Source organism: Paenibacillus vietnamensis (assembly GCF_020169515.1).
GTDB classification, from domain to species: domain Bacteria; phylum Bacillota; class Bacilli; order Paenibacillales; family Paenibacillaceae; genus Pristimantibacillus; species Pristimantibacillus vietnamensis.
On the sequence record NZ_JAHMHW010000028.1, the window covers coordinates 35,083 to 61,547 of the forward strand.

A 26,465-nucleotide genomic window follows, 5' to 3' on the forward strand; every position below is an offset into this window, starting at 1 on the left:
AATCGCTCGGGGTTTGGCTATAAAACAACAAAACATATTTTATTGAGGAGGATTTACAAGATGGAAATTTTGGCAGCAGCATTGGCAGTAGGTTTGGGCGCCGTTGGCGCAGGCGTAGGTAACGGTATGATCGTCAGCAAAACAGTTGAAGGTATCGCTCGTCAGCCTGAGCTTCAAGGCAAGCTTCAAACGACAATGTTCATCGGTGTAGGTATCGTCGAAGTTGTGCCTATCATCGGCGTAGTTATCGGCTTCTTGGCTTTCTTCAGCGCTTAATAATTGAACAAATGGAATGGCGGGGAAGGCCTAGCCCTCTTCGCCTTCGTTGTGATTAAGACATTACTGTGGTAAGAAAGGAGTGGCTTCTATGTCATGGCATTGGGAATCGACAGTATATGCGATTATTGCATTTGGTATATTGTACTGGCTGTTAAGCAAGTACGCATTTGGACCATTGTTCGCGATCATGGAGAAGCGCAGAGAGCTTGTCCTTGAACAAATGAACACGGCTGAAACGAGCCGCAAAGCAGCCGAGCAGCAAATGGAAGAGCAGAAGGCGGCACTCCAGCAGGCTCGCAAGGAAGCTTACGAAATTATCGAGCAAGCTAGAACGACCAGCTCGAAGCAAGCGGATGAAATCGTTCAATCGGCTAAAAACGAAGCAACCCGTCTGAAGGACGATGCGCTGAAGGATATCGAAAGCGAGAAGAACAAAGCGATTGCTGCCCTTCGCACAGAGGTTGGCGGCATCTCCGTGAAAATCGCTTCCAAAATCATCGAAAAGCAGGTTGACGAGAAATCCCAGGAGCAGCTGGTTGATCAATACCTGAAAGAAGTTGGAAGCAAATGAGCCGGGATACGGTCGTAGCGAAGCGCTACGCTAAAGCATTGTTTGAGCTGGCCGCCCAGCAGCAGGCCGTTTCCGACGTAGAGGCTCAGCTGAAGCTGATCGCGGAAACGCTTGAGCAGGATCAGGACATTCAAAAGTTTCTTTCTCTGCCTAGCATCGATCCGGATAAGAAAATCGCCCTGCTGAAAACGGCATTCGGCGATCGCGTATCCGTGCTCGTCATCAATACGCTGGAATTGCTGATTACCCGCAGACGCCAAGCCGTGATCGGAGAGGTTTACGAGGCCTTTACGAAAATCGCGGGTGAAGCTCTCGGGCAAGCGCATGCGACGGTTTATTCCGCCAAAGCGCTGACCGATGAGGAGCTTGCAGGCGTTGCGGCGGAATTCGGCCAAATGACCGGCAAGAAGATTATTGCCCAGCAAGTTGTGGAACCATCGCTTTTGGGAGGCTTGCAAGTGCGCATCGGCGACCGTCTGTACGACGGAAGCTTGTCCGGCAAGCTTGAGCGTTTACAAAAATCGTTTAAAATCTAATGCACTTTAGACAGGGGTGAACGAATTGAGTATCAGACCTGATGAAATCAGCACGCTGATTAAACAACAGATCGAACAATATAAATCCGAAATTCAAGTCGTAGACGTCGGCACCGTAATCAATGTCGGTGACGGTATCGCCCGCGTACACGGACTTGAGAACGCGATGCAGGGTGAATTGCTCGAATTCGCTAACGGTGTTGTAGGTATGGCCTTGAACCTTGAGGAGAGCAATGTCGGTGTCGTTATCCTTGGACCGTACACGGATATCCGTGAAGGCGACCAAGTAAAACGCACAGGCCGCATCATGGAAGTGCCAGTAGGCGAAGAGCTTCTCGGCCGCGTTGTAAACCCTCTTGGCCAGCCGCTTGACGGCAAAGGACCAATCAACACAACTCATACGCGCGCAATCGAATCCCCGGCGCCTGGCGTTATCGACCGTAAATCGGTTCATGAGCCAATGCAAACGGGTATCAAAGCGATTGACGCGATGGTGCCGATCGGCCGCGGACAACGTGAGCTTATTATCGGTGACCGTCAAACCGGTAAAACGGCGATCGCGATCGATGCGATCATCAACCAAAAAGGCAACGGCGTAAAATGTATTTATGTCGCAGTCGGCCAAAAGCAATCCACGGTTGCTAACGTTGTGGAAACTCTTCGCCGCCACGGCGCGCTGGAGTACACAATCGTCGTTACAGCCGGCGCTTCCGATCCGGCTCCTCTCTTGTTCCTGGCTCCGTACGCAGGCTGCTCGATGGGTGAGTACTTCATGTACAAAGGCGAGCACGTTCTCGTTATTTACGATGATTTGTCGAAACAAGCGGCAGCATACCGTGAGCTTTCGCTCCTGCTCCGCCGTCCACCGGGCCGGGAAGCTTACCCTGGTGACGTATTCTACCTGCACTCCCGCTTGCTCGAGCGTGCAGCCAAGCTTAGCGATGCAAGAGGCGGCGGTTCCCTGACTGCATTGCCATTCATCGAAACGCAAGCATCCGACGTATCGGCGTACATTCCTACGAATGTTATCTCGATTACGGACGGACAAATCTTCCTTGAAGCCGATCTGTTCTATTCGGGTCAACGTCCGGCCGTTAACGTCGGTATTTCCGTATCCCGTGTAGGCGGCTCCGCTCAAATCAAAGCGATGAAGAAGGTTGCCGGTACGCTCCGTCTTGACCTTGCGGCATATCGTGAGCTTCAAGCGTTCTCGCAATTCGGCTCCGACCTCGACAAATCGACGCTTGCCCGTCTGAACCGCGGTGCGCGCACGATGGAAATCCTGAAGCAAGGCGTTAACCAGCCTATGCCGGTTGAGAAGCAAGTTATCTCGATCTATTCTGCTGTTAAAGGCCACCTGGATGATATCGCAATAAGCGACATTCTTCGCTTCGAGAAAGAGTTCCTGGCGTTCCTGGATTCGAACCATCCGCAAATCGGACAATCGATCCGCGATACGAAGGACCTTGTTGCCGACAACGAGAAAGCTCTCGTTGAGGCGATCAACAAATTCAAGAAAAGCTTTGCTTAAGCGGTTTTCGGGGAAATAACCCTCGTTCATTTCCCCGAAATGCCGGGGAGGCATAACGATAAATAGCCAAGCCCGCGAGACACCATCCGGGCTTGCTCCATAATCTTTACTCCTACCAACAACAGGCGGGATGAGCTCTGCTTGTTTAATCAAGCGGGCTCCAACGCAACAAAGGCGGGTGAAACCAAGTGGCAAAAGGCATGCGCGATATTAAACGCGAAATCAAGAGCAAACAAAACACGAAGCAGATCACGAAAGCGATGGAGATGGTCGCCGCATCCAAGCTGAGACGCGCTCAGGAGGCTGCGCAAGCATCCCGTCCTTACGCTCAGAAGCTGAAGGAAGTCGTAGCGAGCATCGCAGCCGGCACCAAGGATGTGAAACATCCGATGCTTGAAAGCCGTCCGATCAAAAAAACGGGCTATCTCGTTATTACGTCGGACCGTGGTCTTGCGGGCGGTTATAACTCGAATATTCTTCGTAAAGTGACGCAAACGATTCGCGAAAAGCATAAATCCTCAGACGAATATGTATTGTTCGTCATCGGACGCAAAGGCCGGGATTATTTCCGCCGCCGCAACATGCCGATCGTGGAGGAAGTAACCGGTTTGCCGGACGCTCCTACGTTTGCGGACATCAAAACCGTCGCTTACACTGCAGTTCAGAAATTTGCAGAAGGCGCTTATGATGAGCTTTACCTGTATTACAATCAATTCGTTAACGCCATTACCCAAATTCCGACAGAAACCCGTTTGCTTCCGCTTGAAGAAGTGAAAGGCAGCGCATCTGTTGCGACGTACGAATACGAGCCGTCGCCGGAAGGCGTGCTTGAGGTGCTGCTTCCTAAATATGCGGAGACGCTTATTTACAGCGCGGTACTGGACGGCAAAGCCAGCGAATTCGGCGCTCGTATGACGGCAATGGGCAGCGCGACGAAAAACGCGACGAAGATGATCAACCAATTGACGCTCACTTACAACCGTGCGCGCCAAGCGGCGATTACCCAGGAAATTTCCGAGATCGTCGCAGGAGCGAACGCGCAATCGTAATAGATAACCTGCAGCGGCTAGGAGCTTGCGATAAGCTGTCCGGCGTGCAGTAACAAGAAGGAACCAGGAGGGTAAACCATGAAAAAAGGACAAGTTGTATCCGTCATGGGTCCGGTCGTAGACTTGGAGTTCGAACGCGGCAATTTGCCGGAAATTTTGAACGCTGTCAAAATCGAGCAAAAAGGCGAAGCAGGCGGCCTGGACATCAACTTGACGCTTGAAGTTGCCGTTCACCTCGGCGACAATAAAGTACGTGCCGTAGCCATGAGCACGACTGACGGTCTTGTACGCGGCATGGAAGCTGTAGATACTGGCGCGCCGATCACGATTCCGGTTGGAGCTCCGACGCTCGGCCGCGTATTTAACGTACTCGGAGAGCCGATTGACGAAGCCGGTGACGCTTCGTCGACAATCAATCTTCCAATTCACCGTCCGGCACCGGCATTCGACGAATTGTCCACGCAAGCGGAAATTCTCGAAACGGGCATTAAAGTTATCGACCTTCTCGCACCATACGCAAAAGGCGGCAAAATCGGTCTTTTCGGCGGCGCGGGTGTAGGTAAAACAGTTACGATCCAAGAGCTTATCAACAACATCGCGCAAGAGCACGGCGGTATTTCCGTATTCGCCGGCGTCGGCGAACGTACTCGTGAAGGTAACGACCTTTACCACGAGATGAAGGACTCCGGCGTTCTTAGCAAAACGGCGATGGTATTCGGACAAATGAACGAGCCGCCGGGCGCGCGTCAACGCGTTGCTTTGACGGGTCTGACGATGGCTGAATATTTCCGTGACGAAGAAGGCAGAGACGTTCTTCTGTTCGTCGACAACATTTTCCGTTTCACGCAAGCAGGCTCCGAGGTTTCGGCCCTTCTCGGCCGTATGCCATCCGCAGTAGGTTACCAGCCAACACTGGCAACTGAAATGGGTCAGCTGCAAGAGCGTATCACTTCGACGAAAAAAGGTTCGGTTACTTCGATCCAAGCGATCTACGTACCTGCCGATGACTACACGGATCCGGCTCCTGCAACGACGTTCGCCCACTTGGACGCAACGACGAACCTTGAGCGTAAAATTTCCGAGATGGGTATCTTCCCTGCGGTGGATCCGCTCGCGTCTTCTTCCCGTATCCTGACGCCTGAAGTACTGGGCGAAGAGCACTACAACGTAGCTCAAGGCGTGAAGAAAATTCTTCAGCGCTACAAAGAGCTTCAAGATATTATCGCGATCCTTGGTATGGACGAGCTGAGCGAGGAAGACAAGCTGACGGTTTCGCGCGCGCGCAGAATCCAGCTGTTCCTGTCCCAGCCGTTCCACGTTGCCGAACCGTTCACAGGTACGCCTGGTAAATACGTTCCTGTTAAAGAATCCGTTCGCAGCTTTAAAGAAATTCTCGAGGGCAAACATGACGACCTTCCGGAAGAAGCTTTCCGGTATGTAGGTACGATTGAAGAGGCCGTGGAGAAAGCCAAAACGCTTTCTTAATGAAAGGCGGGAGGAATCCACATGAGTACCTTTTTGGTAGAAATCGTAACTCCTGAGCGTAAAGTGTACGAGGAGACGGCGAACATGGTCAGCGTTACCGGCGTGGAAGGCGAGCTCGGCATTTTGCCGAATCATATTCCGCTTGTAACTCCGCTTCGCATTGCTCCGGTTACTATTAAGCGCAACGGAAAAGTAGACGTGGTGGCGGTTAACGGCGGCTTCATCGAAGTACGCAGGGATAAGATCGTTATTCTTGCCGAGAGCGCTGAGCTGTCGACCGACATCAATATCGAGCGTGCGGAAGCCGCAAAGCAGCGCGCCCAGCAGCGTCTGGCTGCGAAGCGCGACGAAGTGGACTACCGCCGTGCGGAGCTTGCTCTGCAGCGCGCGATGAACCGTCTGAACGTGAAGCAAAAATAAGCATCGATTAAACACCGTTTTCGCCTTTGGGCGGAAGCGGTGTTTTTTTGTTAGGCAAACAGTAAATTGCCCTTGTAACGGAATTGACACAAATTGCAAAATGTAAGAGCTTTCAGTGAAAAAGAAATCATTTTCTTCATTGACAACGAGAATGAGAATCCTTATCATATAGAAAGATTGGTTGAGAAACATTATCAAATGGGGGTTAGAAAATGAAGCGGATGAAGTTTATCAGTTTTATGCTTGTAGCTATGGTCGTGTTTCTGGCTGCTTGCGGCGGTACGAATAACGGCGGCAACAATGCCGGAAGCGAGAATCAAGGGGCGGAGCAAACGAACAATGCCGGCGAAGCGACAAATGCCGCAGATCCGAATGCGACTCGCACCATCAAGCATGCCATTGGCGAAACCGAAGTGACCGGCGAAGTGAAAAAAGTAGTCGTGCTGGAATGGACTTATGCGGAAGACCTGCTCGCTCTTGGCATTCAACCGGCGGGCGTAGCCGATACGGAAGGTTATAAAGTATGGTATGGTTCCCTGGAGCAGCAGCTGGACGGTTCAGCTGTCGATGTCGGCACACGCCAGGAGCCAAGCATCGAGACGATTACAAGCATCGATCCGGATCTGATCATCGGCGTTAAATTCCGCCACGAAGCAATTTACGATCAGCTTAGCGATATCGCGCCTACCCTGATCTTCAACCCTTACCCGGAAGAGGGCCAAGGGGATCAATACTCCGAGATGGAAGAAACGTTTAAGGCGATTGCGGCTGCCGTAGGCAAACAAGCTGAAGGCGATAAGGTTCTTGCCGACCTCCAAGCAGCGTTCGAGGACAACAAAGCGAAGCTTGCAGCGGCAGGTAAGGAAAATCATGAAGTTGTTATGACACAAGCTTGGAGCACAGACGGCGTACCAACCTTCCGTTTGTTCACGGACAATTCGATGGCAATGTCGATTCTAAGCAAAATCGGTCTGAAAAACGCTCACAAGGACGAAGCGTTCCAAGTGTACGGCTACTCGGAAACATCGCTTGAAGGCCTGACGAAAGCGCAGCAAGCAAGCGTGCTGTACACGATCAGCCCTGAAGATACGATCTTCTCCGAGCTGCTCCCGAAAAACGATGTGTACAAAGAGCTTCAATTCGTGAAGGAAAACCGCTTGTACGATCTAGACGGCATTTGGCCTTTCGGCGGTCCATTGTCCGCTGAGCAGCTGGCGACTAAAGTGACCGAGCTGTTAACGAAGTAATGAGCCGGACACACGCCCGGCAGCATAAGCAACAACCTGTGAAGAGCCCTCTGCTGCTGTCAGCAGCGGGGCTCCTTCTGCTTGTTGTGCTGTCTGCCTTCCATCTGACGCAGGGAGAAGCCGATCTTCCGCTGAAGACAGTCGTAAATGCATTGGTGTCGGATGAAAACGCCATGGAGCACAATATTATCTGGTCGTTAAGAATGCCGAGAACCGTCATCGGGATTTTGGTCGGAGGGGCGCTGGCTGTAGCCGGAGCGCTGCTGCAGAACGCGACGCGCAATCCTCTTGCATCGGCCGCTACGCTTGGCATTAATGCGGGCGCTTTTTTTGCCTTGACGGTCTGTACGATTTATTTGCCTGCGCTGGCTTCCAAATTTCCGCTGCTGCTGACCTTCTCCGGCGCGGCGCTGGCGGCGGTTTTGGCATTCGCAATGGCTGGCGGCACGAAGGCGTCACCGGTGCGTCTGGCCCTCTCGGGCATGATCGTGACGATGACGCTGAGCTCCTTCATCGCGGCGCTGCAGCTGTTCTATGAACAAAAGACGATGGGCTTGTTTGTATGGGGCTCCGGCTCGCTCGTCCAGAACGGCTGGGACGGCGTCGTCCACGCGTGGCCTTGGATAACGGCCGGCATGATCGCCGCGCTGCTGATGTCCGGCAAATGGGACCTTATGGAGATGGATGAGGACACGGTCACGTCGCTCGGCCAGAAAGCGTGGCAGCTTCGTTTTGCAGGCTTGGCCATCGCCGTTTTGCTTGCCGCAGTCGCAGTAAGCGTCGTCGGACCGATCGGCTTTGTAGGTTTGATAGCACCGCACTTGATGAGGATGCTGGGCGCCAAACGGTTTATCGCGCTGCTGCCGGCATCGTTCATCTGGGGCTCGGTTATCGTAATCGCCGCGGATATTGTCGCCATGCAGTTCAAGCATTCGCTTGGGCCTCTGCCGGCGGGAGCGGTTACGGCTTTGATCGGAGGGCCATGGCTCGTCTGGCTGGTGCTCCAGACGGTTAAGGCGAAGCGAGAAGGGGCGCCTCAGACAACTGCTGCCGCCTCGCAGAGCCTGGCCAAGGCGCCGTATCCGGTGCTGGCGGCAGGCGCGGCTATCCTGCTTGTTGCGGGGATTATCGCCAGCTTGGCCTTCGGCAGTCTGAGGCTTCCAATCGGCGATGTCATCGCCGCTTTGCTCGGAGAGGGCGAAGACGGAGTGAGGAAGATGGTGTGGGAGATGCGGCTGCCGCGTACGCTTGTCGCCGCGCTTGCGGGTGCGGCGCTTGCCGTGAGCGGCCTGCTGCTGCAGGGCGTCGTCCGAAATCCGCTGGCCGACCCGTCGATTATCGGGGTTACGGCCGGGGCAAGCGTCGGAGCGATGACCGTCCTAGGCATCTTCACGGGCCTGCCGGTCCAGTGGCTGCCTGCGGGCGCCTTTGCCGGAGCAGTGCTCGTGTCGGCTATCGTGTTCTGGCTGGGCCGGAAAAGCGGTTTTCAGCCGGCGGTTGTCGCCTTGCTCGGCCTGGGCGTATCTGCGGTAGGCAGCGCGATCGTGCAAATTCTTGTCATCCGGATGAAGTTGACGGTCGCTTCGGCGCTCGTCTGGCTCGCCGGCACAACCTATGCGCGAACGTGGGAGGATTTCTGGCAGCTGATCTATTGGCCGGTCATTCTGCTGCCGATCGCGTGGCTGCTTGCGCGTAAAATCGACGTGCTGCAGTTCTCGGACGCGACGGTGACGAATCTCGGCTTAAAGGTAGACCGGACGCGGCTGTGGGTAGGCGGTCTCGGCGTTGCTCTGGCAGCCGCCGCGGTGTCCGTCGTCGGATCGATCGGCTTTGTCGGCCTGATCGCGCCGCATATTACCCGGATGCTTGTCGGCCCGCATTACCGCAAGCTTGTGCCGTTAACCGCTCTGCTCGGAGCGCTTCTGCTGGTGCTGGCCGATCTGCTGGGAAGATCGTTATTTGCGCCTAAAGAAGTGCCTTCAGGCCTAATTGCCGCGTTAATAGGCGCTCCGTATTTTATGTGGCTTATGAGGCAGGCAAGCGGAAGGAAAAAAAGATAATATCATTTAATATTCGTGTTTTAGGGCAGAACTGGCGGAAATCATGTCATGTTTTGCCCTTTTCTGTTGTAAATTCTAATATTCTGAATGAAAATCTCATAATCATATGTTAATATAGTTAACATCAACGACGTTTGCGCAGGCGGGGGGAGATTCATATGTTTGATTGGCTTGGTGCGAAAGTAGGATTTCCGTTATGGGTCTCATGGCATCTGAATAAGGATCTTAAGGAGGATGTGGAGCAAACCTTCGAAGGCATCGCCGAGACGCGCAAGGAGCTGCTGAACGCATGGGCTGCCGATTGCTGGAGCCGACTCGGACGGCTGGCCGAGCAGCTGTCGCCGCTGCTGGCGGACGGTCAAAGCTTTGCGGAGCATGCAGCAGCTGCAAGACTGCTGGAGGGTGCCTATGCGAGAGCCATCGATTTCACCGAGCTGTTTGTGCTGGACGCCGGTCAGACCGTTGTGAGCTCGACATACGCCCCGCATATCGGGACGAGCTACAAGGAGAGCGGCGCCTTTCAAGCGGGGCTCCGGTATTCGGGCAGCGGCGGCGGCAACAAGCGGCAAAACTGCCTGTACGGGCCGTACCGGGATCCGCTGACCCTGAAGCTCGGCGCACGCTCCTCCTCCTTTCACGATCAAATGACGCTGATGTTTATTTTTCCATTGACGGTTAACGGCACCTTCGCCGGCACGCTTTGCGGCAGAATACCGAATGACGTCATCGGCGATCTGATTCAGAGAGAATCGGGGCACGTCTATCCGGATTCCGGGGACAACTACATATTTATGGCGAAACCCGCCTTGAACACCGATATTCCGCCCGGCATGGCGCTGTCGCGAAGCCGCTTCGAGGACCGGACCTTCACGCACGGGGAAAATTTGAAGGACGGCGTGACGACGGACTGGGGCGTCGTATCGATCAAGGAGCATACGGAGCTTGAAATTATGTTTACCGACCCGGCCACAGGCCAGCTCCATCCCGGCGTAGCGAATACGATCCGCAGCGGGAGCAATTTGTTTGTCGAATTTCCGGGTTATTCGGACTACCGTCATATTCCGGTTATCGGGAAAGGAGTGACCTTCCAGCTGCCGCATTGCCCAGACATATGGGGAATGATGTGCGAGGGCGATTTGGAGGAGGTGTACCGCATCCGCAGCATCGGGTGGAGGCAGCGCAAACTGCAGCTGGCGGCGGGCATCACGTTAAGTGTATTAATGGTGCTGCTAATCGTATTTATCGCAGCGATTTCGACAATCTGGGTAACGGCGGCGGCGGCAGGCGCATTTAATCTGTTGTTCGTCCTGTTCGTCAGCGGAGCTTTCCAGGCGAAGGAGTCGAAGCGCGTCGTCTCGGATTTGCGCAAAATCAACGGCTTCATCCGCTCGAACGCGGAAGGCAAAGGGGATTTGACGAAGCGCTTGTCCCTCTCCGAATTCGATAATGACGAATCGAAGGATTTGGCCAAGTGGATCAATAATATGATCGATTCTCTGGAAGGGATTATGCTGCAGGTGAAGCTGGCTTCGGCCGACGTGCTGTCCAGCCAGAACGTGCTGAACGAATCCGCGGCAGTTACGGCAAAATCGACGGAGCGGGTGAGCGGCAAGGTCGGGGACATGCTCGGCAGCATCCGGCTGCAGCTTAAGGATATCGATTTGGCGAAGGATGCGGCCGGCGATATGCGTTCCACGTTAAGAACGATTGAGGAGCAGGCGGCCGGTCAAATCGCGGTGGCCAAAGCCGAAGTCGACCGGATCGGCGACAAGATGCACCATATTTCCGCCAAGGTGGGCGAAACGAACGGAACGATTCACCGGTTCATGGAGACCGTTCAGGAAATCCAAGGCGTGCTCCATGTGATCGAGGAAATTTCGGCTCAGACGAATTTGCTGGCGCTCAATGCGTCTATCGAAGCTGCGCGCGTCGGCGAGCAGGGCAGAGGCTTCGCCGTCGTCGCTTCGGAAATCCGGAAGCTGGCGGAAATGACGAAACGCTCGACGGAAGAGGTACATGTCATTACCCGTCATATTTACGAGGAAGCAAAGCAGGCTTATGCTTCAATGGACGAAGGGACCCGCGTCGTCGAGGAAGGCAATCAGCTTGTCGCAACTGCCGCAAGAACGCTCGCGGCGGCGCATGCGGAGGATTTGCGGAAGACGCAGGTGGTGGACGAGGTTGTGGAGCTGATGGAGAAAATCGCGCTCGTCAGCCGCGCGAACCGGCAAGTATCCGCCGACGTGGAGAGCAAGGTGCAGGAGCTGATCGGCGAAATGACGAATGTGCGGCAAACGTCGCAAAGCGTCGAATCGATTACGACGCTGCTGCAGCAGCTCGTAGGCCAGTTCAAGCTGACCGAGTCCAGATTACGCTAAACCTTGCTTTTATCGCAGCCTAGAAGCAATAGGGATGAAACCGCAGCAAGCCGGGAGCCGGCCGGCTCGCGGTTTTTTTGCATCCCGGAAGACAGCACTAAACGCAAGAATACATAAATATACGTTGGAATTGTTATCCTAAGGTTGAAACAGGTGGAATGTCAGGAAGGAGAGAGGCAATGTTCGGAAGCGGAAGCTACTTGCAGGGAAAGCGAAAATCGGGCGGCAAGTCGGACAAGCGGTCCGCAAGAGCGGAGCGGCACGAGCAGGAACAGCTGCAGCCGTTCGCCGGCCTGCCTCTCGGCGTTTCGCTGGAGAAAAACATGGAGCTGATCAAGCGGGAGCTTGGTGAGAGCCAGGACATTATTTTTCGCTGCCTGCAATTGAAGGATGCCGAAAGCACAAAAGCGCTGATCGTCTACGTTCAAGGGATGGTAGATGACGAGCGCCTGAATGAATTCATCCTTCAGCCCCTTCATCGGGAGGACTTTCCAGGCGAAGGAGAGCTGTCGCCGAAGGGGATGCTGGAGCGAATGAAAAACAAACAGCTTTCCACCGGCATAGTGTTGGATATTTCGGATTGGAAGCTGTTTTTTCAGAAGCTGTTCATGGGTTATGCGATCATTATGCTGGAGGGCTCCGATACGGCGCTGGGGGCAAGCGTTGTCGGAGGGGAGCGGCGCGGCATCGAGGAGCCGAAAACCGAGATGGCCATTCGCGGCCCGCGCGAAGGCTTTACCGAATCGATCCGGGTCAACACCTCCATGATCCGCCGGAAAATCCGCAGCCCGAAGCTGTGGCTGGAGCAGTGGACGATCGGCGAAATTTCGCAGACCCCGGTCAGCATTATGTACGTCAAAGGACTGGCAGATGAAAACGTTCTGGCCGATTTGCGGGAGAGACTTGAATCTATCCGCATTGACGGCGTGCTTGAGTCCGGTTATATCGAAGAATTGATATCGGACCAGAAATGGTCTCCTTTTCCGACAGTCATTAACATTGAGCGGCCTGATGCGGTTGCAGGCAATCTGCTGGAGGGGCGCATCGTTATTTTGATCGACGGCACGCCGTTTGTCCTGATCGTCCCGGCCATTTTGAATATGTTTTTCCAGGCGTCGGAGGATTATTACCAGCGCTTTGACATTGCGACCTTTCTGAGAATGCTTCGTTTCGTATCGTTTTTGATCGCACTGATGATGCCGTCCGTTTATATCGCCATTGTCGGGTATCATCAGGAAATGATCCCCACTCAGCTGCTGCTTAAGCTGGCGGCTCAGCGGGAGGGCGTCCCTTTCCCGGCTTATCTTGAGGCCTTCATTATGGAATTTGTTTTTGAAATTTTGCGGGAAGCGGTCGTCCGCATGCCAAGCGCCGCCGGCAACACGATTTCGATCGTCGGCGGTCTTGTGATCGGGCAATCGGTCGTCGAAGCAGGCATCGTATCGCCGGCCGTCGTCATCGTCGTCGCTTTTACGGCCATTTCCAGCTTCGTATCTCCGGCATACAGCCTCGGCATTGCCGCCAGGCTGCTTCGATTCCTGCTGCTGCTTGCCGCCTCGACGCTGGGTTTTTACGGCATCGGCCTCGTCGTCCTGCTGCTGCTGCTGCATCTCAGCAATATCCGCTCCTTCGGAATGCCTTATCTGAAGCCGTTCGCCCCGTCGTATTTCAGGGATATGAAGGATACGCTTGTCCGCGCCCCGATGTGGCTGATGCGTAACAGGCCGGAAAGGCTGGCTTCGGAAAATAAGGTCAGGCAGAACATCGTCATCGAGCCGAGAAAGGAGCCGGAGCAATGAGCGGAGGTGCGCGAAAGCCGAGGCTGCGCCCTGATAGCCTGGGCGTGAAGCTGGCGCTGCTGGCGGTCTTGTGCGGCACGATGTCGCTGCTCGGCGGCTGCTGGGACCAGCGTTACCTGGATAAGCTCGGCGTCGTGATGGCGCTGGGCATTGACGCGGACCCGACCGGAAAGCAGGAGTTTCTTGTTACGGTGCAAGTCGTATTGCCTCAAAACGTAGCTGCGGAAAGCAAAGGGGGGCTCGGGGGCGCCCCGGTAACGACTTTTTCCGAAGCGGGAAAAACTTTGTTCGAAGCGTTAAGAAAGATGTCTTCCAAAACGTCGAGAAGGCTGTTCTTCTCGCATACGCAGCTGGTGGTCATAGGGGAGAGTGCTGCGCGGAAAGGCATCTATCCGCTGGTCGACCTGATCGAGCGGAATCCGGATATCCGGAGCGATATTTCCATTGTGTGCACGCGCGGAATTAAGGCGCAGCAGCTGCTGCAAATGACCACTCAGATGGAAAATATTCCGGTCAACCAATTCCGCGAGATGCTGGACGTCAACCAGTCCGCTTACGGCACGAATTATGCGGTATACGTGAAGGATATCATCCGGATAAGGGGCAAGGGGCAAAAGCAGGCCGTCCTGCCGTCGATCAGGGCCGATGGGGACAAGCTGACCGGCCGTACGGTGGATAACGTGAGCCAGATTCCGCCGGCGGAAATTCCGGTTTTGTCGACGATGGCCGTATTCCGCGAAGGCAAGCTTGTCGACTATTTAAAGCCGAAGGAATCAAGGGGGCTGTCCTGGCTGCACGACAAGGTGAAAAGCACCGTCATTAATCTCGCATGCCCGCAGGCCGACGGCTACTTGGTGGTTGAGGTTCAAGAGGCGAGCACAGGTTACAAGATAAAAAGCGATGAAGAGGGAATGCCCGTCGTAAACGCCGAAATCCGGCTGACGGGAAGCGTGCAGGAAATTATGTGTCCGGACTTGGATGTCATGAACGAGGGCGTGCTGAACAACATCGGCGAGCTTGCGGCCAAAGCCGTGAAAGATGAGGCGGAGGCTGCGATCATCCGGCTTCAAAAAAAACTCCGTACGGATGCGTTGGGCTGGGGCAAGGAAATTTATTTGAAAGCGCCGTCGATTTGGAAGAGGATCGAGGACGACTGGCCTGATGTGTTCCCAAGGGTAAATAGCACCGTTACATGCAACGTAAAAATAGCAGGCTCAGGGACACGCGGCGAATCTATCTTGAAATGAGTGATCGGTATGCAGGCTTCAATCGGAATCGTGCTGCTTGCGGCGGGCATCGGCACGTTAATATGGATTCGTAACGGCGCGAAGCGGCAGATGAAGGAACGCGCCTGGGCACTGCTTCTGCTTGCGGCAGGGACAGCCTTGGCCGTATGCCTGCAAATGCGGGTGCCGGTTCCGAATCCAGCCGATGCCGTCAGCGCGGTATTCGCTCCCATATATAAGCCGATCATTGGCTGGATCGAGGAGGGGAAGTAGCAGGCATGGGCAAATATGCGGGAATCAACAATACGATGATCTCTTCGGGACAATGCGCGAAAATATTGTTTTTGTTCGCTCTCGGCAGCGCCGCGCTCATATTGCCTACGGCGGTAACGGTGATCGCCAAGCAGGATGCCTGGATATCGATGCTGTTGGCCGGACCGATCAACTATTTTGTCGTCATGATTTATTTGGCGCTTGCCGACCGCTTTCCGAATCTGACCCTTGCGCAATATTCGGAGAAGGTGATCGGCACCTGGGCGGGAAAAGCGTTCACGCTTACGTTCGTGTTTTTTATGCTGCTGCTTAGCGCGCTTGTCCTGCGGAATATATCGGATTTCATCACCCTGTCCGTCCTGCCGCTTACGCCGTTATGGTTCATCAACGTGACCTTTATGGTTGTCATCATCTACGGCGTTTATTTGGGAATCGAGACGATAGCGAGGACGGGGGAAATCATTTTCAGCTGGGGAATGTTTGTGATGACGATTCTTGTTTTTGCCTTGTTCAGCCAGTTCAACTTCCATAACTTTGAGCCGTTCCTGTATGAGGGCTGGATGAGACCGGTCAAAGGCATTTATCCGATATTGGGCTTTCCGATTGGCGAGTTCGTCTTTCTGACGGCCATTCTCCCGCTCATCAAACAGGAAGACCGCCAAAAGCTCAGGAAGCACTTGAAGCTGTCGGTGGTTCTGATTTCCACAATGTCCATATTGATGGTCGTATTCCTGCTAGGCGTGATGGGGGTATACGAGGCCAGCCGCAGCCCTTTTGCCATTTATGATATGGTCAAATATATCAACATCGAGGAGATACTCGTGCGGGTTGAAGTTCTGGTCGCGGTCATTTGGGTCGGCACCGTGTTCATGAAGCTGGCGTTATGTGTATACACGCTGTCGGTCATGAGCGCGCAAATGCTGAAGCTGGCCACCTATCGGCCCTTGGTCGCTCCTTATGCGTTCATCATCGTGCCGCTATCGATGATCGTCTACCGGAACAACGCCCACGCCAATCACTTTGCGATGGAAGTTTGGACGGTATACAGCGTTTTTCAGGGCGTCGTCCTTCCGCTGGGCCTGCTGCTGGTAGCGGTCATCCGCGGCAAAAAGGATTTCAGCGACGGCAGCTTCCCCGAGCCGAAGAAGGTTGAGAAAAAAGCGGGCGGCGAAAAGGGAGCGGGCGGTACTTCGGGCGGCGCGGCGGGCGGCGACCCGTCGCCCGCTTGAGGGCGGCAACTCCGTCATAGACGACCGTGGAAGCATTTGTTATAATTGTGAGGAAAAATTGAACAAACGCAGGCGGTCCGTACCATTCTTTTTTGACGGAGGCGATCGTATGGAGAATTACGCCGGTAACTATGTTGTCGTGGTTATTTTTATCCTGCTTGGCATTCTGCTGCCGGTTGCCGCTTTGACCGCGGGGCGGCTGCTCCGGCCCAGCAAGCCGACCGATCCGAAGCAAACCACCTACGAGAGCGGGAACGAGCCGGTGGGGGAAGGTCAGGTCCGTTTCAACGTTCGTTACTACCTTTTTGCGTTAATGTTCGTCATCTTTGATGTGGAAACCGTTTTCCTATATCCTTGGGCCGTTGCATATAATAAGCTCGGCTTATTTGTGTTCTTCGAAATGCTGATTTTTGCGGGAATGCTGCTCATTGGACTTCTATATGCCTGGAAGAAGAAGGTGCTCAAATGGAATTCAGTTTAGAGTCGATCACGCTGGAGGAACGCAAAGAACTGGAACGGAACGTGTTCATGGGAACGCTGGAGCAATTAAAGGCATGGGCCAGAAGCAATTCGCTGTGGCCGCTTACGTTCGGCCTCGCCTGCTGCGCCATCGAGATGATGGGGACGGGCGCTTCGCATTACGATTTGGACCGCTTCGGCGTCATGTTCCGCACGTCGCCGCGCCAGTCGGACGTCATGATCGTCGCCGGAACGGTCACGAAGAAGATGGGCCCGCTGCTGCGCAGGCTGTACGATCAGATGCCGGAGCCGAAATGGGTAATCGCAATGGGGTCATGCGCAACGGCAGGCGGACCATATATTAAATCATACGCGGTTGTGAAGGGCGTCGATCAGATCGTTCCGGTGGACGTGTATATACCTGGCTGTCCGCCTAATCCGGCTGCGCTTATTTACGGCATCAACAAGCTGCAGGAGAAAATCCGCTACGAAGCCAAAACCGGAAAGCGGGTGACGGGGCGGTGAGTGAGGAGCAAAAAAGCGAGGGGAAAGCGCTTACAGGCGATGCCGATCGCGAAGCGAAGCTGAAGGCGGCGGCGGAAGCGCGGGCGGCGCGCGCCGCGGCGAAGGAAAAGGCTGACGCGGAGGCGGCGCAAGCTGCGCCTGAAGAGCCTAAGCCCCCGTCGCCGAGGCAGCCCGAGCTGGACGAAATCGTCTCGCTGCTGAAGCGGGAGGTGCACGAGGACGCGGTGCTTGAAGCTTACGTGAACGAGCTGAACGGCGATATGCCGACCGTCGTGGCCGACGGCGGCCGCTGGCGCGAAGCGGCCGGACTGCTGAAGAAGCACGAGCGGCTGGGCTTTGACTATTTGCGCAACGTATCCGGCGTCGATTATGAGACGCATATGGAAGTGGTCTATCATCTCGTTTCGCTAGGCAGCAAGCGGGAGCTCGCCGTCAAGGTGAGGACGGAAAGGGAGGCGGCCTCGGTCAGCTCCGCAACGCCGGTATGGGCGTCCGCGAACTGGAACGAACGCGAAATCTACGACCTGCTCGGCATCGATTTTCCCGGCCATCCCGATTTGCGGCGCATTATGATGCCGGACGATTGGGTCGGCCACCCGCTCCGCAAGGATTACGAACCGCATGACCCGGAGGTGTAACAGGCCTTGATCCGTACTGAAGAGCTGCTGTTAAACGTTGGTCCCCAGCACCCCAGCACGCACGGGGTATTCCGAATCGTCGTCAAGCTGGACGGGGAGGTCATTACCGAAGCGACTCCGGTGATGGGCTATCTGCACCGGGGGACCGAGAAAATCGCCGAAAATCTTAACTTTACGCAAATCATCCCATACACGGACAGGATGGATTACGTCTCGGCCATGACGAACAATTACGTACTCGTGCATGCGGTCGAAACGATGATGGGACTGGAGGTGCCGCTGCGGGCGGAATTTCTCAGGCTGATCGTCATGGAACTGCAGCGCGTCGCAAGCCATCTCGTCTGGTGGGGAACGTACCTGCTCGATATCGGGGCGATGAGCCCGTTTCTGTATGCGTTCCGGGACCGGGAAATCATTATCGATTTGTTCAACGAGCTGTGCGGCGCAAGGCTGACCTATAACTACATGAGGGTCGGCGGCGTGAAATGGGACGCACCGCCTGGCTGGATGGATAAGGTGAAGGAATTTATCCCTTACATGGAGAACAAGCTTCAGGAGTATGACAATCTGGTCAGCGGCAACGAGATCTTTCTCGCACGGATTAAAGGGATCGGGCGTTACGACGCGCAGACGGCCGTCGATTACGGCCTTTCCGGCGCCAACCTGCGCTGTACCGGCGTCGACTGGGATTTGCGGAAGGCGGAGCCGTACAGCCTGTACAGCCGGTTCGAATTCGACGTGCCGCTCGGGAAGAACGGCGACTGCTATGACCGCTACCGCATTCGGCTGGAGGAAATCCGCCAAAGCCTGCGCATCCTGAAGCAGGCGGTGCAGCAGTTTCCCGAGGGCGGAGACACGATGGGCAAGGTGCCGAGGGCGATCCGGCCGCCCGCGGGCGAGGTGTATGTGCGGATCGAGTCGCCGCGCGGCGAAATCGGCTGCCACATCGTATCCAAAGGCAAGGCGGAGCCGTACCGGCTGAAATTCCGCAGGCCCTCCTTCGTGAATTTGCAAATCCTGCCGAAGCTGCTGGTAGGCGAAACGATGACGAATCTGATCACGATTCTGGGCGGCATCGATATTGTCGTCGGGGAGGTCGATTGCTGATGCCCCCTTGGCTGAACGAATCGCTAACATGGGGAAATGCGCTGATCCTGTTTTTGTGGGCGGCCGTCTTTTTGCTGATCGTGCTGGGCTTTGTGACTTATGCCATCTATTTCGAGCGAAAGGTGATCGGCTGGATGCAGCTCCGCATCGGACCGAACAGGGTCGGGCCGCTCGGCCTGCTTCAGACGGTCGCAGACATTTTCAAGCTGCTGATCAAGGAGGATACGATTCCGCGCAAGGCCGACCGGCTGCTGTTCGTGCTGGCCCCCGTGCTTGCTTACGTACCGGCCTTCTCGGTGCTGGCGGTGCTTCCTTACACGCAAAAGCTGTATTTTGCCGATTTGAACGTCGGCCTGCTGTATTACGTAGCATTATCAGGTATTACTACGCTGGCGATCGTGCTCGGAGGCTGGGCCTCTAACAACAAATATGCGCTGCTGGGAGGCATGCGCTCGGCCGCTCAAATGATCAGCTACGAGGTGCCGCTGGTCATTTCCGTTGTCGGAGTCATTTTGCTTAGCGGAAGCTTAAATTTGAGGGAGATTGTCATGGCCCAGGACGGAGGCTGGTTCTGGAATTGGAACTTCCTGCCGCAGATCGTCGGCTTTGTCGTTTTTATCATTGCGGCGGTGTCGGAGCTGAACCGGACGCCGTTCGACCTGCCGGAGGCGGAATCGGAGCTGGTCGCCGGCTATCACGTGGAATACAGCGGCTTCCGCTTCGCATTCTTCATGCTGTCGGAATACGTGTATGTGTACGCGATCGCCGCGCTGACGACCGTTTTGTTTCTTGGCGGCTGGCATGCGCCGGCGCCGTTTCTCGAGTTTGTGCCGGGCATCGTCTGGTTTCTGCTGAAGTTCGCGTTTATCGTGTTTTTCCTGTTCTGGATCCGGGCCACATTCCCGCGCATCCGGGTGGATCAGCTGATGGCCCTCGGCTGGAAGGTGCTGCTGCCGGCGGCGCTGCTTAACGTATTTTTGACCGCGGCCTATTTGGAGCTGTTTATCAAATAAACGCAAAGGGGCGAGACAGATGAACGGATTGATAAAAGGATTAGGCGTTACGCTGAAGTCGATGACGGCGCCGAAGGTGACGACCTCCTATCCGGACGTCCCGATCGATATGCCGGACCGCTTCCGCGGCATCCAGCATTTTATTCCGGACCTGTGCATCGTCTGCAATCAATGCGCGCGCATCTGCCCGACCGATTGCATTACGCTGACTGGCAAGCCCAATCCCGATCCGGACAAAAAGGGCAAGGTCATCGATACGTTCGACATCAATTTCGAAATTTGCATCTTGTGCGACCTGTGCACCGAGGTGTGTCCGACCGAAGCGATCGTCATGACGAATCATTTTGAGCTGTCGGCTTACAGCCGGGATGATTTGTTCAAGGACATCAAATGGCTGTCCGAGAACGACACGCTTGTCCGGGAGGATAACAACAATATCGGGGCGCCGGCCAAAGGGGGCGGCAAATAGTTGTTCCAAATCGATGTTACGGGCGAGTTCGCCGCTTTTTTTATCTTCTCGGCCATTATGATCTGCGGCGCGGTGCTTATGATCAGCCTCGTCAAGGTCGTTCATATGCTGCTGTCGATGGCGGCGGTGTTTCTGGGGTTGGCCGGCATGTTTGTGCTGCTGGAGGCGGAGTTTGTTGCATTCGTTCAGGTGCTGATTTATGCCGGCGCCGTTTCGATTCTGATGATATTCGGCATTATGATGACGAATCACCAGCACGTGGAGCGGGAGAAAGCGAAGCCGCTGCATGAGGCGCTGGCGGCCGTTGCGGCGCTTTGCCTGTTCGGCTTTATCTTTTATGCGATCCGCTCGACCACGTTTCCCGAGCCGGGGCCTTTCGATGCCGGCGAGGATAATACGATGGCGATCGGGGAGCTGCTCTATACGGGCTACGTCATCCCGTTCGAGCTGTTGTCGGTGCTGCTCACCGTCGCTTTTATAGGAGCGATTCTGCTGGCCAGGAAGGAGGCGGAGTAGCGGATGCTACCATCCTACTTAACGCTGGCGGCGATTCTGTTCTGTATCGGGCTTTACGGCGCGCTTGTCAAACGGAACGCGGTAATCGTGCTGCTATCGCTCGAGCTGATGCTGAACGCGGTCAACCTGAACCTTGTCGCCTTCTCGAAATACGGCGTCGTGCCGTCGTTGACCGGGCAAATTTTCTCCTTGTTCACGATTACGGTGGCGGCGGCGGAGGCGGCGATCGGGGTAGCGATTCTGATAGCGCTCTTCCGCCTGCGCGGCACGGTGAAGATCGACGAATTTGACGAAATGAGGAGGTAACGCGGCATATGGACATGTACACAAAGGCGGCTTGGATCGTTCCTTTGCTTCCGCTGGCTGCTTTCCTCGTTTTGACCGCGCTCGGGCGGGGCAGCAGGAGGGCCGGCGCCGTATTCGGCTCGCTGTTCTCGCTTGCCGCGCTCGTGCTGTCTCTGCTGATTGTCGCAGAGCGGCTTGAACCGGACGCCGTCGACTACAGTTATGCCTTCGACTGGATCCGGGCGGGAGACTTCACGCTGCGCATCGGCTTTGAAGTGACCAACCTGACCGCGATGATGCTGGCGGTCGTCACGCTCGTCAGCTTTCTCGTGAACGTCTACTCCGCCGGATATATGAAGAATGACGAGCGCATTACCGTTTATTACGGCTACGTCTCTTTGTTCACCTTCTCCATGCTCGGTCTCGTGCTCTCCGACAATTTGCTGTCGCTCTATATCTTCTGGGAGCTCGTGGGGGTATGCTCGTTCCTGCTCGTCGGGTTCTGGTATGCGAAACCGAAGGCGAAGGCTGCGGCCAAGAAGGCTTTTATCGTGACGCGGATCGGCGATGCCGGCCTGCTTATCGGCATCATGCTTTTGTTCTGGTACATGCCGGATCACGCGCTGGACTTTACGACGATTCAAAGCGTGTTCGACGGTCAGTCCGGCGCCATTACGACGGGCATTACGACGTTGATCGCGCTGTGCATTTTCCTTGGCGCGGTCGGCAAATCGGGCCAGTTTCCGCTGCATGTGTGGCTGCCGGACGCCATGGAGGGGCCGACCCCGATCAGTGCGCTCATCCACGCCGCCACGATGGTTGCGGCAGGCGTGTTTCTGATCGCACGGACCTACGATATATTTCAGGACTCGGCGGCTGCGATGGAAACCGTCGCTTACGTCGGCGGCTTTACGGCTTTGTTCGCGGCGACGATCGCGCTCGTCCAGCAGGACATCAAGCGCATTCTGGCTTACTCGACGGTCAGCCAGCTCGGCTACATGATAATGGCGCTTGGCTTGGGCTCGCTAACGGGAGGAATTTTTCATCTGTTCACGCACGCCTTCTTCAAGGCGCTACTCTTCCTCGGGGCAGGCAGCATTATTCATGCGGTACATACGCAGAACATTAAGGAAATGGGCGGCCTCGGCACGAGGATGAAGCTTACCGCCTGGACGTTCGCGATCGGCGCGCTGGCGCTGTCCGGCATTCCGCCGTTCTCGGGCTTCTGGTCGAAGGATCTGATTTTGACGGCCGCTTACGAGAGCAATCCGCTTCTGTTTTTCGTCGGCTTGGCGGCAGCTTTCTGCACAGCGCTGTACATGACCCGGCTGTTCATCCTCGTCTTCATGGGCAAGCCCGGTGCAGCTTCTGCAGCCGCACACGAGGCGCCGCGCTCCATGACGGTCCCGCTCGTCGCGCTTGCCGTGCCTGCCGCAATTGCAGGCTTTGTTGAAACGCCTTGGAACGGGTGGTTCGGCTCGTGGCTGAGCGGCCATCAAGAACCAGCCCATGGCAGCGCTGCGGCGATCATTGCTTCGATCGCCGTCTCGGTGCTCGGCCTCTACGTCGGCTGGCTCGTTTACGGGAGAAGAAGCATCGGCCGGATAACGCTCGCCGAGCGTTCCCCTTGGCTGTATAAGCTGCTGGAGCGGGGGTACTTCGTGGATGAGCTGTATGCCGCCGCCGTCGTAAAGCCCATTAAGCTGGCCGGCCAGCTGCTCATTTTATTCGACGAGTTTATTGTCGGCGGCCTCGTCCGGGCGGCGGGTGCCGCAACGTCATCTGCCGGCAGGCTGGCAGCCAGGCTGCAGAACGGACAGACGCAAACGTACGGTCTTGCCGCCGTTATCGGCCTCGTGATCCTAGTTGCCGCTCTTGTCGGAAGGAGGTTTCTGCCATGAGCGTTCTGAACGAAATTCCGGTCTTATCTTTGATTTTGTGGTCGCCCTTGGTTGGACTTCTTGTCATCCTGCTAATGCCGAAGCAGCGCAGCGGCTGGATGAAAACGGCGGCGATCGTAACGACGCTTGTGCCGCTTGCCTTTTCATTGTGGCTGTATGCCGGGTACGACAAGCAGCAGGGCGGGGACGCCTTCGAGGAGCGGTTAAGCTGGGTGCAGGTGCCGCTAAGCAAGGAGTTTCAGAGCGGCGTAACCGAGTTTGTGTTCCGGCTTGACTATACGCTAGGCGTAGACGGCATCTCGCTGCCGCTCGTGCTGCTGACGGCGCTCGTGACGGCGATGGCGGCGCTTGCAGCTTACCATGTGAAAAAACGCTGGAAATCGTTTTTTGCCTGGTTTTTGCTGCTGGAAGCGGGCATGCTCGGCGTGTTTCTTGCGCGCGATATTTTTCTGTTCTTCGTATTCTTCGAGGTGACGCTGGTCGCGATGTATTTTTTGATCGGCATTTGGGGGTATTACAACCGCGAGAGGGCGGCCAACCAGTTTCTGCTATATAACGGACTAGGCTCGGCCATTATGCTGCTGGCGTTCGTCCTGCTCGTCAATACGGCCGGCTTCCGGGTAGAGCAGGCGGGCGAGCAGATCAGTTATATTTACAGCGGAAGCTACGGAGACATCCTGCGCAATATGACGGACCCGGCGGCTTGGGTAAATGCGGTGCCCGACCAGCTGAGACCGGCGAATCCGTTCTATATGTCGGATACGATGCGGTGGACGCTGTTTATCATGCTGCTGGCGGCGTTCGGCATCAAGCTGCCGGTATTCCCGTTCCACACCTGGATGCTGAAGGTGCATACGGAAGCGCCTCCGGCAGTCGTCATGATTCACTCCGGCGTGCTTCTGAAGATGGGCGCATACGGCTTGATCCGTTTCGGCTTCGGCCTGTTTCCGGAGCAGGCTAAGGCATGGGCCGCCGTGCTCGCAGCGCTCGGGGTCATCAATCTGCTGTACGGAGCTCTGCTAGCCTTCAGGCAGCAGGAGTTCAAGCTGGTGCTGGCCTATTCGTCCATCAGCCATATGGGCATCGTCCTGCTCGGCCTTGCCGCTTTCAACGAGCTGGGCTTGCAGGGCGCTTTGTTCCAGCTCGTGTCGCACGGGTTAATATCGGCGCTGCTATTCCTGATCGTCGGCAGCTTATACGAACGGACGGGCACGACGGAGCTGCCGCTGCTGGGCGGACTGGCGCGTTCGATGCCGTTTATGGGCGGCGTGCTGCTGGCGGCAGGTCTCGCTTCGCTTGGCTTGCCGGGTTTATCCGGCTTTGTGGGGGAGTTTTTGTCATTGCTCGGGCTGTTTGAATCGATGCGCTGGCTAACGGCTTTGGCCGTTCTGGGCATTATTCTGACGGCGGTCTACGTGCTGCGCGCCGTTTTGAAAATTACGTTCGGCCGGCAGCAGGAGAAGCATACGGCGCTTAAGGATGCCAGGCTGATCGAGGCGGTGCCGATGATTGTGCTGCTCGCTTTTATCGTGCTGCTGGGCTGCTACCCGTCGCTGCTGACCGATACGGTGCAGCTAGGCGCAGAAGGGCTGTTCGAACAATTACTTGCAACGAGGGCGGGGGGATAGGCCATGTACGAAGGCATTTCGTTTATACCGATGACATGGACGGATATGCTCTATCTTGCCCCCGAGCTGACCTTGGCCGCCGTTTTTTTGCTGCTGGTCGTTCTGGATCTGCTGCTGCCGCGCCGTGTCGACAGGCTTTTGATCGGCTGGCTGACCCTTGCGGGCCTGCTCGTATCGCTAGCGCTGGTCATCTGGCGGATGGCGGATATGAATGGGGCAGGAGCGGCGGCGGGGGCCGTTCAATTATTGGATAACAGCTATCGGATCGACGATTTCGGAGGTTTGCTGAAAATCGTATTTTTGTCGGGGACGGCCCTCATCGTGATTCTCGGCATAGGCTCGGAGCGGGAGAAGGACGGTATCGCGGACAAAGGGGAGTTTTTTTACCTGCTGCTGCCGGCCGTAATCGGCGCGATGATCATGGCATCCTCCGGCAATCTGATTACGCTTTACATCGGGCTGGAGCTGCTCAGCCTGACCAGCTACGTGCTGGTCGGTATGAAGCGCAAATCGTCTCTGTCGCCGGAAGCGGCAATGAAATATTTGGTGACCGGCGGGATTGCTTCGGCGTTCGTATTGTTCGGCATGTCCTATTTGTACGGGGTGACCGGCTCGGTGAATATCGCCGCGGTCGGTGCGGCGCTCCCGGGTGCGCTCGCCGATTACAGAGCGCTGGTGTATGTCGGTTTCTTCTTTCTGCTGGCCGGCTTCGGCATCAAAATCGCCGCCGCCCCGTTCCACGCATGGGCGCCGGACGTTTACCAGGGCGCACCGACGCTCGTGGCGGCTTTTCTCGCCGTCGTCGCCAAGGGAGCCGCACTCGCCGTGCTGTTCAGAGTCATCTATAACACTCTGCTGGTTGCTTCATACGGCGAAGGCTCGGTCATCGCAGGAGATGTGTTTCTCGCGATGCTTGTGCTGGCCGGGGCGGCGATGCTGACCGGCACGACTGCCGCGCTTCGGCAGAGCAACGCCAAGAGGCTGCTCGCCCTCTCCGGCGTGGCAAACGCCGGGTATCTGCTCGTTCCGCTGGGCATTTCCGTTACGATCGTCAACAGCGGCAATTTTTCGCAATTTATCTATTACCTGATTGCCTATTTGTTTATGACGATCGGCGCCTTCGCGGTGATCTCCGTCATCAGCGCGTCCGCCGGGCACGAGGAGCTCAAGGGCTTCTCCGGCATGTATTACCGGGCGCCATGGACAGCCGCGGCGATGGTTGTGTTTGTCCTGTCTTTGGCGGGGCTTCCGGTATCGGGCGGTTTTTTCGGGAAGTTGTTTATCTTGTTCGGCGCGGCAAGCGCTAAGGCTTACTGGATCGTAGCCGTTATGGTAGTCAGCAGCGTAATCTCTTACTACTTCTACTTCAGACTGGTCCGCCAAATGTTCATGCGCAGCGGCAATGACGAGCAGGAGATCCGGATCCCGGGCACGACGGGCGCGGTAATCTGGCTGTGCGCAGCCGCGACGCTTATCCTCGGCTTATTCCCGGGACCGCTGATGAGCGTAATTGACGGGGTATTCTCGATCCAGTACGATTTGTTGTTTCAGTGAGGCATTGGATTGAACGAATGAAATGCGGCTTTTGTTAGGGCGCTGTACTCTCTCAACGCGGCAGGTGGTCGGGCGTGGGGAGGTCGGCGCTCTTTTCGCATTCTGCTTGATGCCTATCTGCCTTGTATGGGGGATCCCATTTGCTTTCTATCAGCTTCGTATCTGTCCATCGCCGCTCCCTGTCCCCTGAACTTTTTTGCTTCATTCTCCCCTTAGCTGAGGAAAAAGATCTTCTTCTCCATTCTGAGCTGAGGGGAGAGTGGCTAAAAGAAACAGCAGCCCCCATA

The 26,465-nt window shown here is 55.8% G+C and carries 25 protein-coding genes; all 25 read left to right on the forward strand.

Annotation, left to right across the window (positions count from 1 at the left end; translation table 11 throughout):
* The first annotated feature begins 60 nt into the window (after positions 1-60).
* Positions 61-276 (forward strand): F0F1 ATP synthase subunit C, encoded by a 216-nt coding sequence (atpE, locus tag KP806_RS26535; RefSeq protein ID WP_091189914.1) that lies wholly within the window; start codon positions 61-63, stop codon positions 274-276.
* Positions 277-367: 91 nt separating this feature from the next.
* Entirely contained in the window at positions 368-850 is a 483-nt protein-coding gene (atpF, locus tag KP806_RS26540; protein ID WP_224726758.1) for a F0F1 ATP synthase subunit B, read from the forward strand.
* Positions 847-1,386, forward strand: coding sequence for a F0F1 ATP synthase subunit delta (locus KP806_RS26545; protein WP_224726759.1), 540 nt, complete (start codon positions 847-849; stop codon positions 1,384-1,386). Before atpF ends, KP806_RS26545 begins: the two co-directional genes overlap by 4 nt.
* A gap of 25 nt (positions 1,387-1,411) precedes the next feature.
* On the forward strand, positions 1,412-2,917 hold the full coding sequence (gene atpA, locus KP806_RS26550; RefSeq protein WP_224726760.1) for a F0F1 ATP synthase subunit alpha: 1,506 nt from the start codon (positions 1,412-1,414) through the stop codon (positions 2,915-2,917).
* A gap of 188 nt (positions 2,918-3,105) precedes the next feature.
* A complete protein-coding gene (atpG, locus tag KP806_RS26555) occupies positions 3,106-3,966 on the forward strand; it encodes an ATP synthase F1 subunit gamma (RefSeq protein ID WP_318153847.1) in 861 nt (286 codons plus the stop codon).
* Positions 3,967-4,044: 78 nt separating this feature from the next.
* A complete protein-coding gene (atpD, locus tag KP806_RS26560; protein WP_224726761.1) occupies positions 4,045-5,451 on the forward strand; it encodes a F0F1 ATP synthase subunit beta in 1,407 nt (468 codons plus the stop codon).
* Positions 5,452-5,472: 21 nt separating this feature from the next.
* Entirely contained in the window at positions 5,473-5,871 is a 399-nt protein-coding gene (locus KP806_RS26565) for a F0F1 ATP synthase subunit epsilon (protein WP_224726762.1), read from the forward strand.
* Positions 5,872-6,083: 212 nt separating this feature from the next.
* Positions 6,084-7,118, forward strand: coding sequence for an ABC transporter substrate-binding protein (locus KP806_RS26570; protein ID WP_224726763.1), 1,035 nt, complete (start codon positions 6,084-6,086; stop codon positions 7,116-7,118).
* Positions 7,119-7,156: 38 nt separating this feature from the next.
* Positions 7,157-9,178 (forward strand): Fe(3+)-hydroxamate ABC transporter permease FhuB, encoded by a 2,022-nt coding sequence (gene fhuB, locus KP806_RS26575; RefSeq protein ID WP_318153849.1) that lies wholly within the window; start codon positions 7,157-7,159, stop codon positions 9,176-9,178.
* Between the two features lie 158 nt (positions 9,179-9,336).
* Positions 9,337-11,556, forward strand: a complete 2,220-nt coding sequence (locus KP806_RS26580) for a methyl-accepting chemotaxis protein (protein WP_224726765.1) — start codon at positions 9,337-9,339, stop codon at positions 11,554-11,556.
* Between the two features lie 179 nt (positions 11,557-11,735).
* Positions 11,736-13,355, forward strand: coding sequence for a spore germination protein (locus KP806_RS26585; RefSeq protein ID WP_224726766.1), 1,620 nt, complete (start codon positions 11,736-11,738; stop codon positions 13,353-13,355).
* Complete coding sequence (locus KP806_RS26590; RefSeq protein WP_224726767.1) at positions 13,352-14,602, forward strand: Ger(x)C family spore germination protein; 1,251 nt, start codon at positions 13,352-13,354, stop codon at positions 14,600-14,602. Before KP806_RS26585 ends, KP806_RS26590 begins: the two co-directional genes overlap by 4 nt.
* Before the next feature lie 9 nt (positions 14,603-14,611).
* The gene (locus KP806_RS26595; RefSeq protein ID WP_224726768.1) at positions 14,612-14,854 is read left to right on the forward strand and encodes a hypothetical protein; all 243 of its coding nucleotides are present in this window, start codon (positions 14,612-14,614) and stop codon (positions 14,852-14,854) included.
* A gap of 5 nt (positions 14,855-14,859) precedes the next feature.
* Positions 14,860-16,083 (forward strand): GerAB/ArcD/ProY family transporter, encoded by a 1,224-nt coding sequence (locus KP806_RS26600; RefSeq protein ID WP_224726769.1) that lies wholly within the window; start codon positions 14,860-14,862, stop codon positions 16,081-16,083.
* Positions 16,084-16,192: 109 nt separating this feature from the next.
* A complete protein-coding gene (locus KP806_RS26605; protein WP_224726770.1) occupies positions 16,193-16,564 on the forward strand; it encodes an NADH-quinone oxidoreductase subunit A in 372 nt (123 codons plus the stop codon).
* Positions 16,549-17,067: a NuoB/complex I 20 kDa subunit family protein gene (locus KP806_RS26610; protein ID WP_224726771.1), complete on the forward strand. Its 519-nt coding sequence runs from the start codon at positions 16,549-16,551 to the stop codon at positions 17,065-17,067. Before KP806_RS26605 ends, KP806_RS26610 begins: the two co-directional genes overlap by 16 nt.
* A complete protein-coding gene (locus KP806_RS27885; RefSeq protein WP_224726772.1) occupies positions 17,064-17,705 on the forward strand; it encodes an NADH-quinone oxidoreductase subunit C in 642 nt (213 codons plus the stop codon). The genes KP806_RS26610 and KP806_RS27885 overlap by 4 nt, the downstream gene beginning before the upstream one ends.
* A gap of 6 nt (positions 17,706-17,711) precedes the next feature.
* Positions 17,712-18,812 (forward strand): NADH-quinone oxidoreductase subunit D, encoded by a 1,101-nt coding sequence (locus tag KP806_RS26620; protein ID WP_224726773.1) that lies wholly within the window; start codon positions 17,712-17,714, stop codon positions 18,810-18,812.
* Positions 18,812-19,825 carry an NADH-quinone oxidoreductase subunit NuoH gene (nuoH, locus tag KP806_RS26625; protein ID WP_224726774.1) on the forward strand — a complete coding sequence of 338 codons (1,014 nt, stop codon included), beginning with the start codon at positions 18,812-18,814 and terminating at the stop codon, positions 19,823-19,825. The genes KP806_RS26620 and nuoH overlap by 1 nt, the downstream gene beginning before the upstream one ends.
* 19 nt (positions 19,826-19,844) lie before the next feature.
* Positions 19,845-20,294 (forward strand): NADH-quinone oxidoreductase subunit NuoI, encoded by a 450-nt coding sequence (nuoI, locus tag KP806_RS26630; protein WP_224726775.1) that lies wholly within the window; start codon positions 19,845-19,847, stop codon positions 20,292-20,294.
* Positions 20,295-20,810, forward strand: a complete 516-nt coding sequence (locus KP806_RS26635) for an NADH-quinone oxidoreductase subunit J (RefSeq protein ID WP_224726776.1) — start codon at positions 20,295-20,297, stop codon at positions 20,808-20,810.
* Between the two features lie 3 nt (positions 20,811-20,813).
* The gene (gene nuoK, locus KP806_RS26640; protein ID WP_224726777.1) at positions 20,814-21,116 is read left to right on the forward strand and encodes an NADH-quinone oxidoreductase subunit NuoK; all 303 of its coding nucleotides are present in this window, start codon (positions 20,814-20,816) and stop codon (positions 21,114-21,116) included.
* Positions 21,117-21,124: 8 nt separating this feature from the next.
* Positions 21,125-22,996, forward strand: a complete 1,872-nt coding sequence (gene nuoL, locus KP806_RS26645) for an NADH-quinone oxidoreductase subunit L (protein WP_224726778.1) — start codon at positions 21,125-21,127, stop codon at positions 22,994-22,996.
* Complete coding sequence (locus KP806_RS26650; protein ID WP_224726779.1) at positions 22,993-24,624, forward strand: complex I subunit 4 family protein; 1,632 nt, start codon at positions 22,993-22,995, stop codon at positions 24,622-24,624. The genes nuoL and KP806_RS26650 overlap by 4 nt, the downstream gene beginning before the upstream one ends.
* A 3-nt stretch (positions 24,625-24,627) precedes the next feature.
* Positions 24,628-26,178, forward strand: coding sequence for an NADH-quinone oxidoreductase subunit N (locus KP806_RS26655; RefSeq protein WP_224726780.1), 1,551 nt, complete (start codon positions 24,628-24,630; stop codon positions 26,176-26,178).
* The last annotated feature ends 287 nt before the right edge of the window (positions 26,179-26,465 follow it).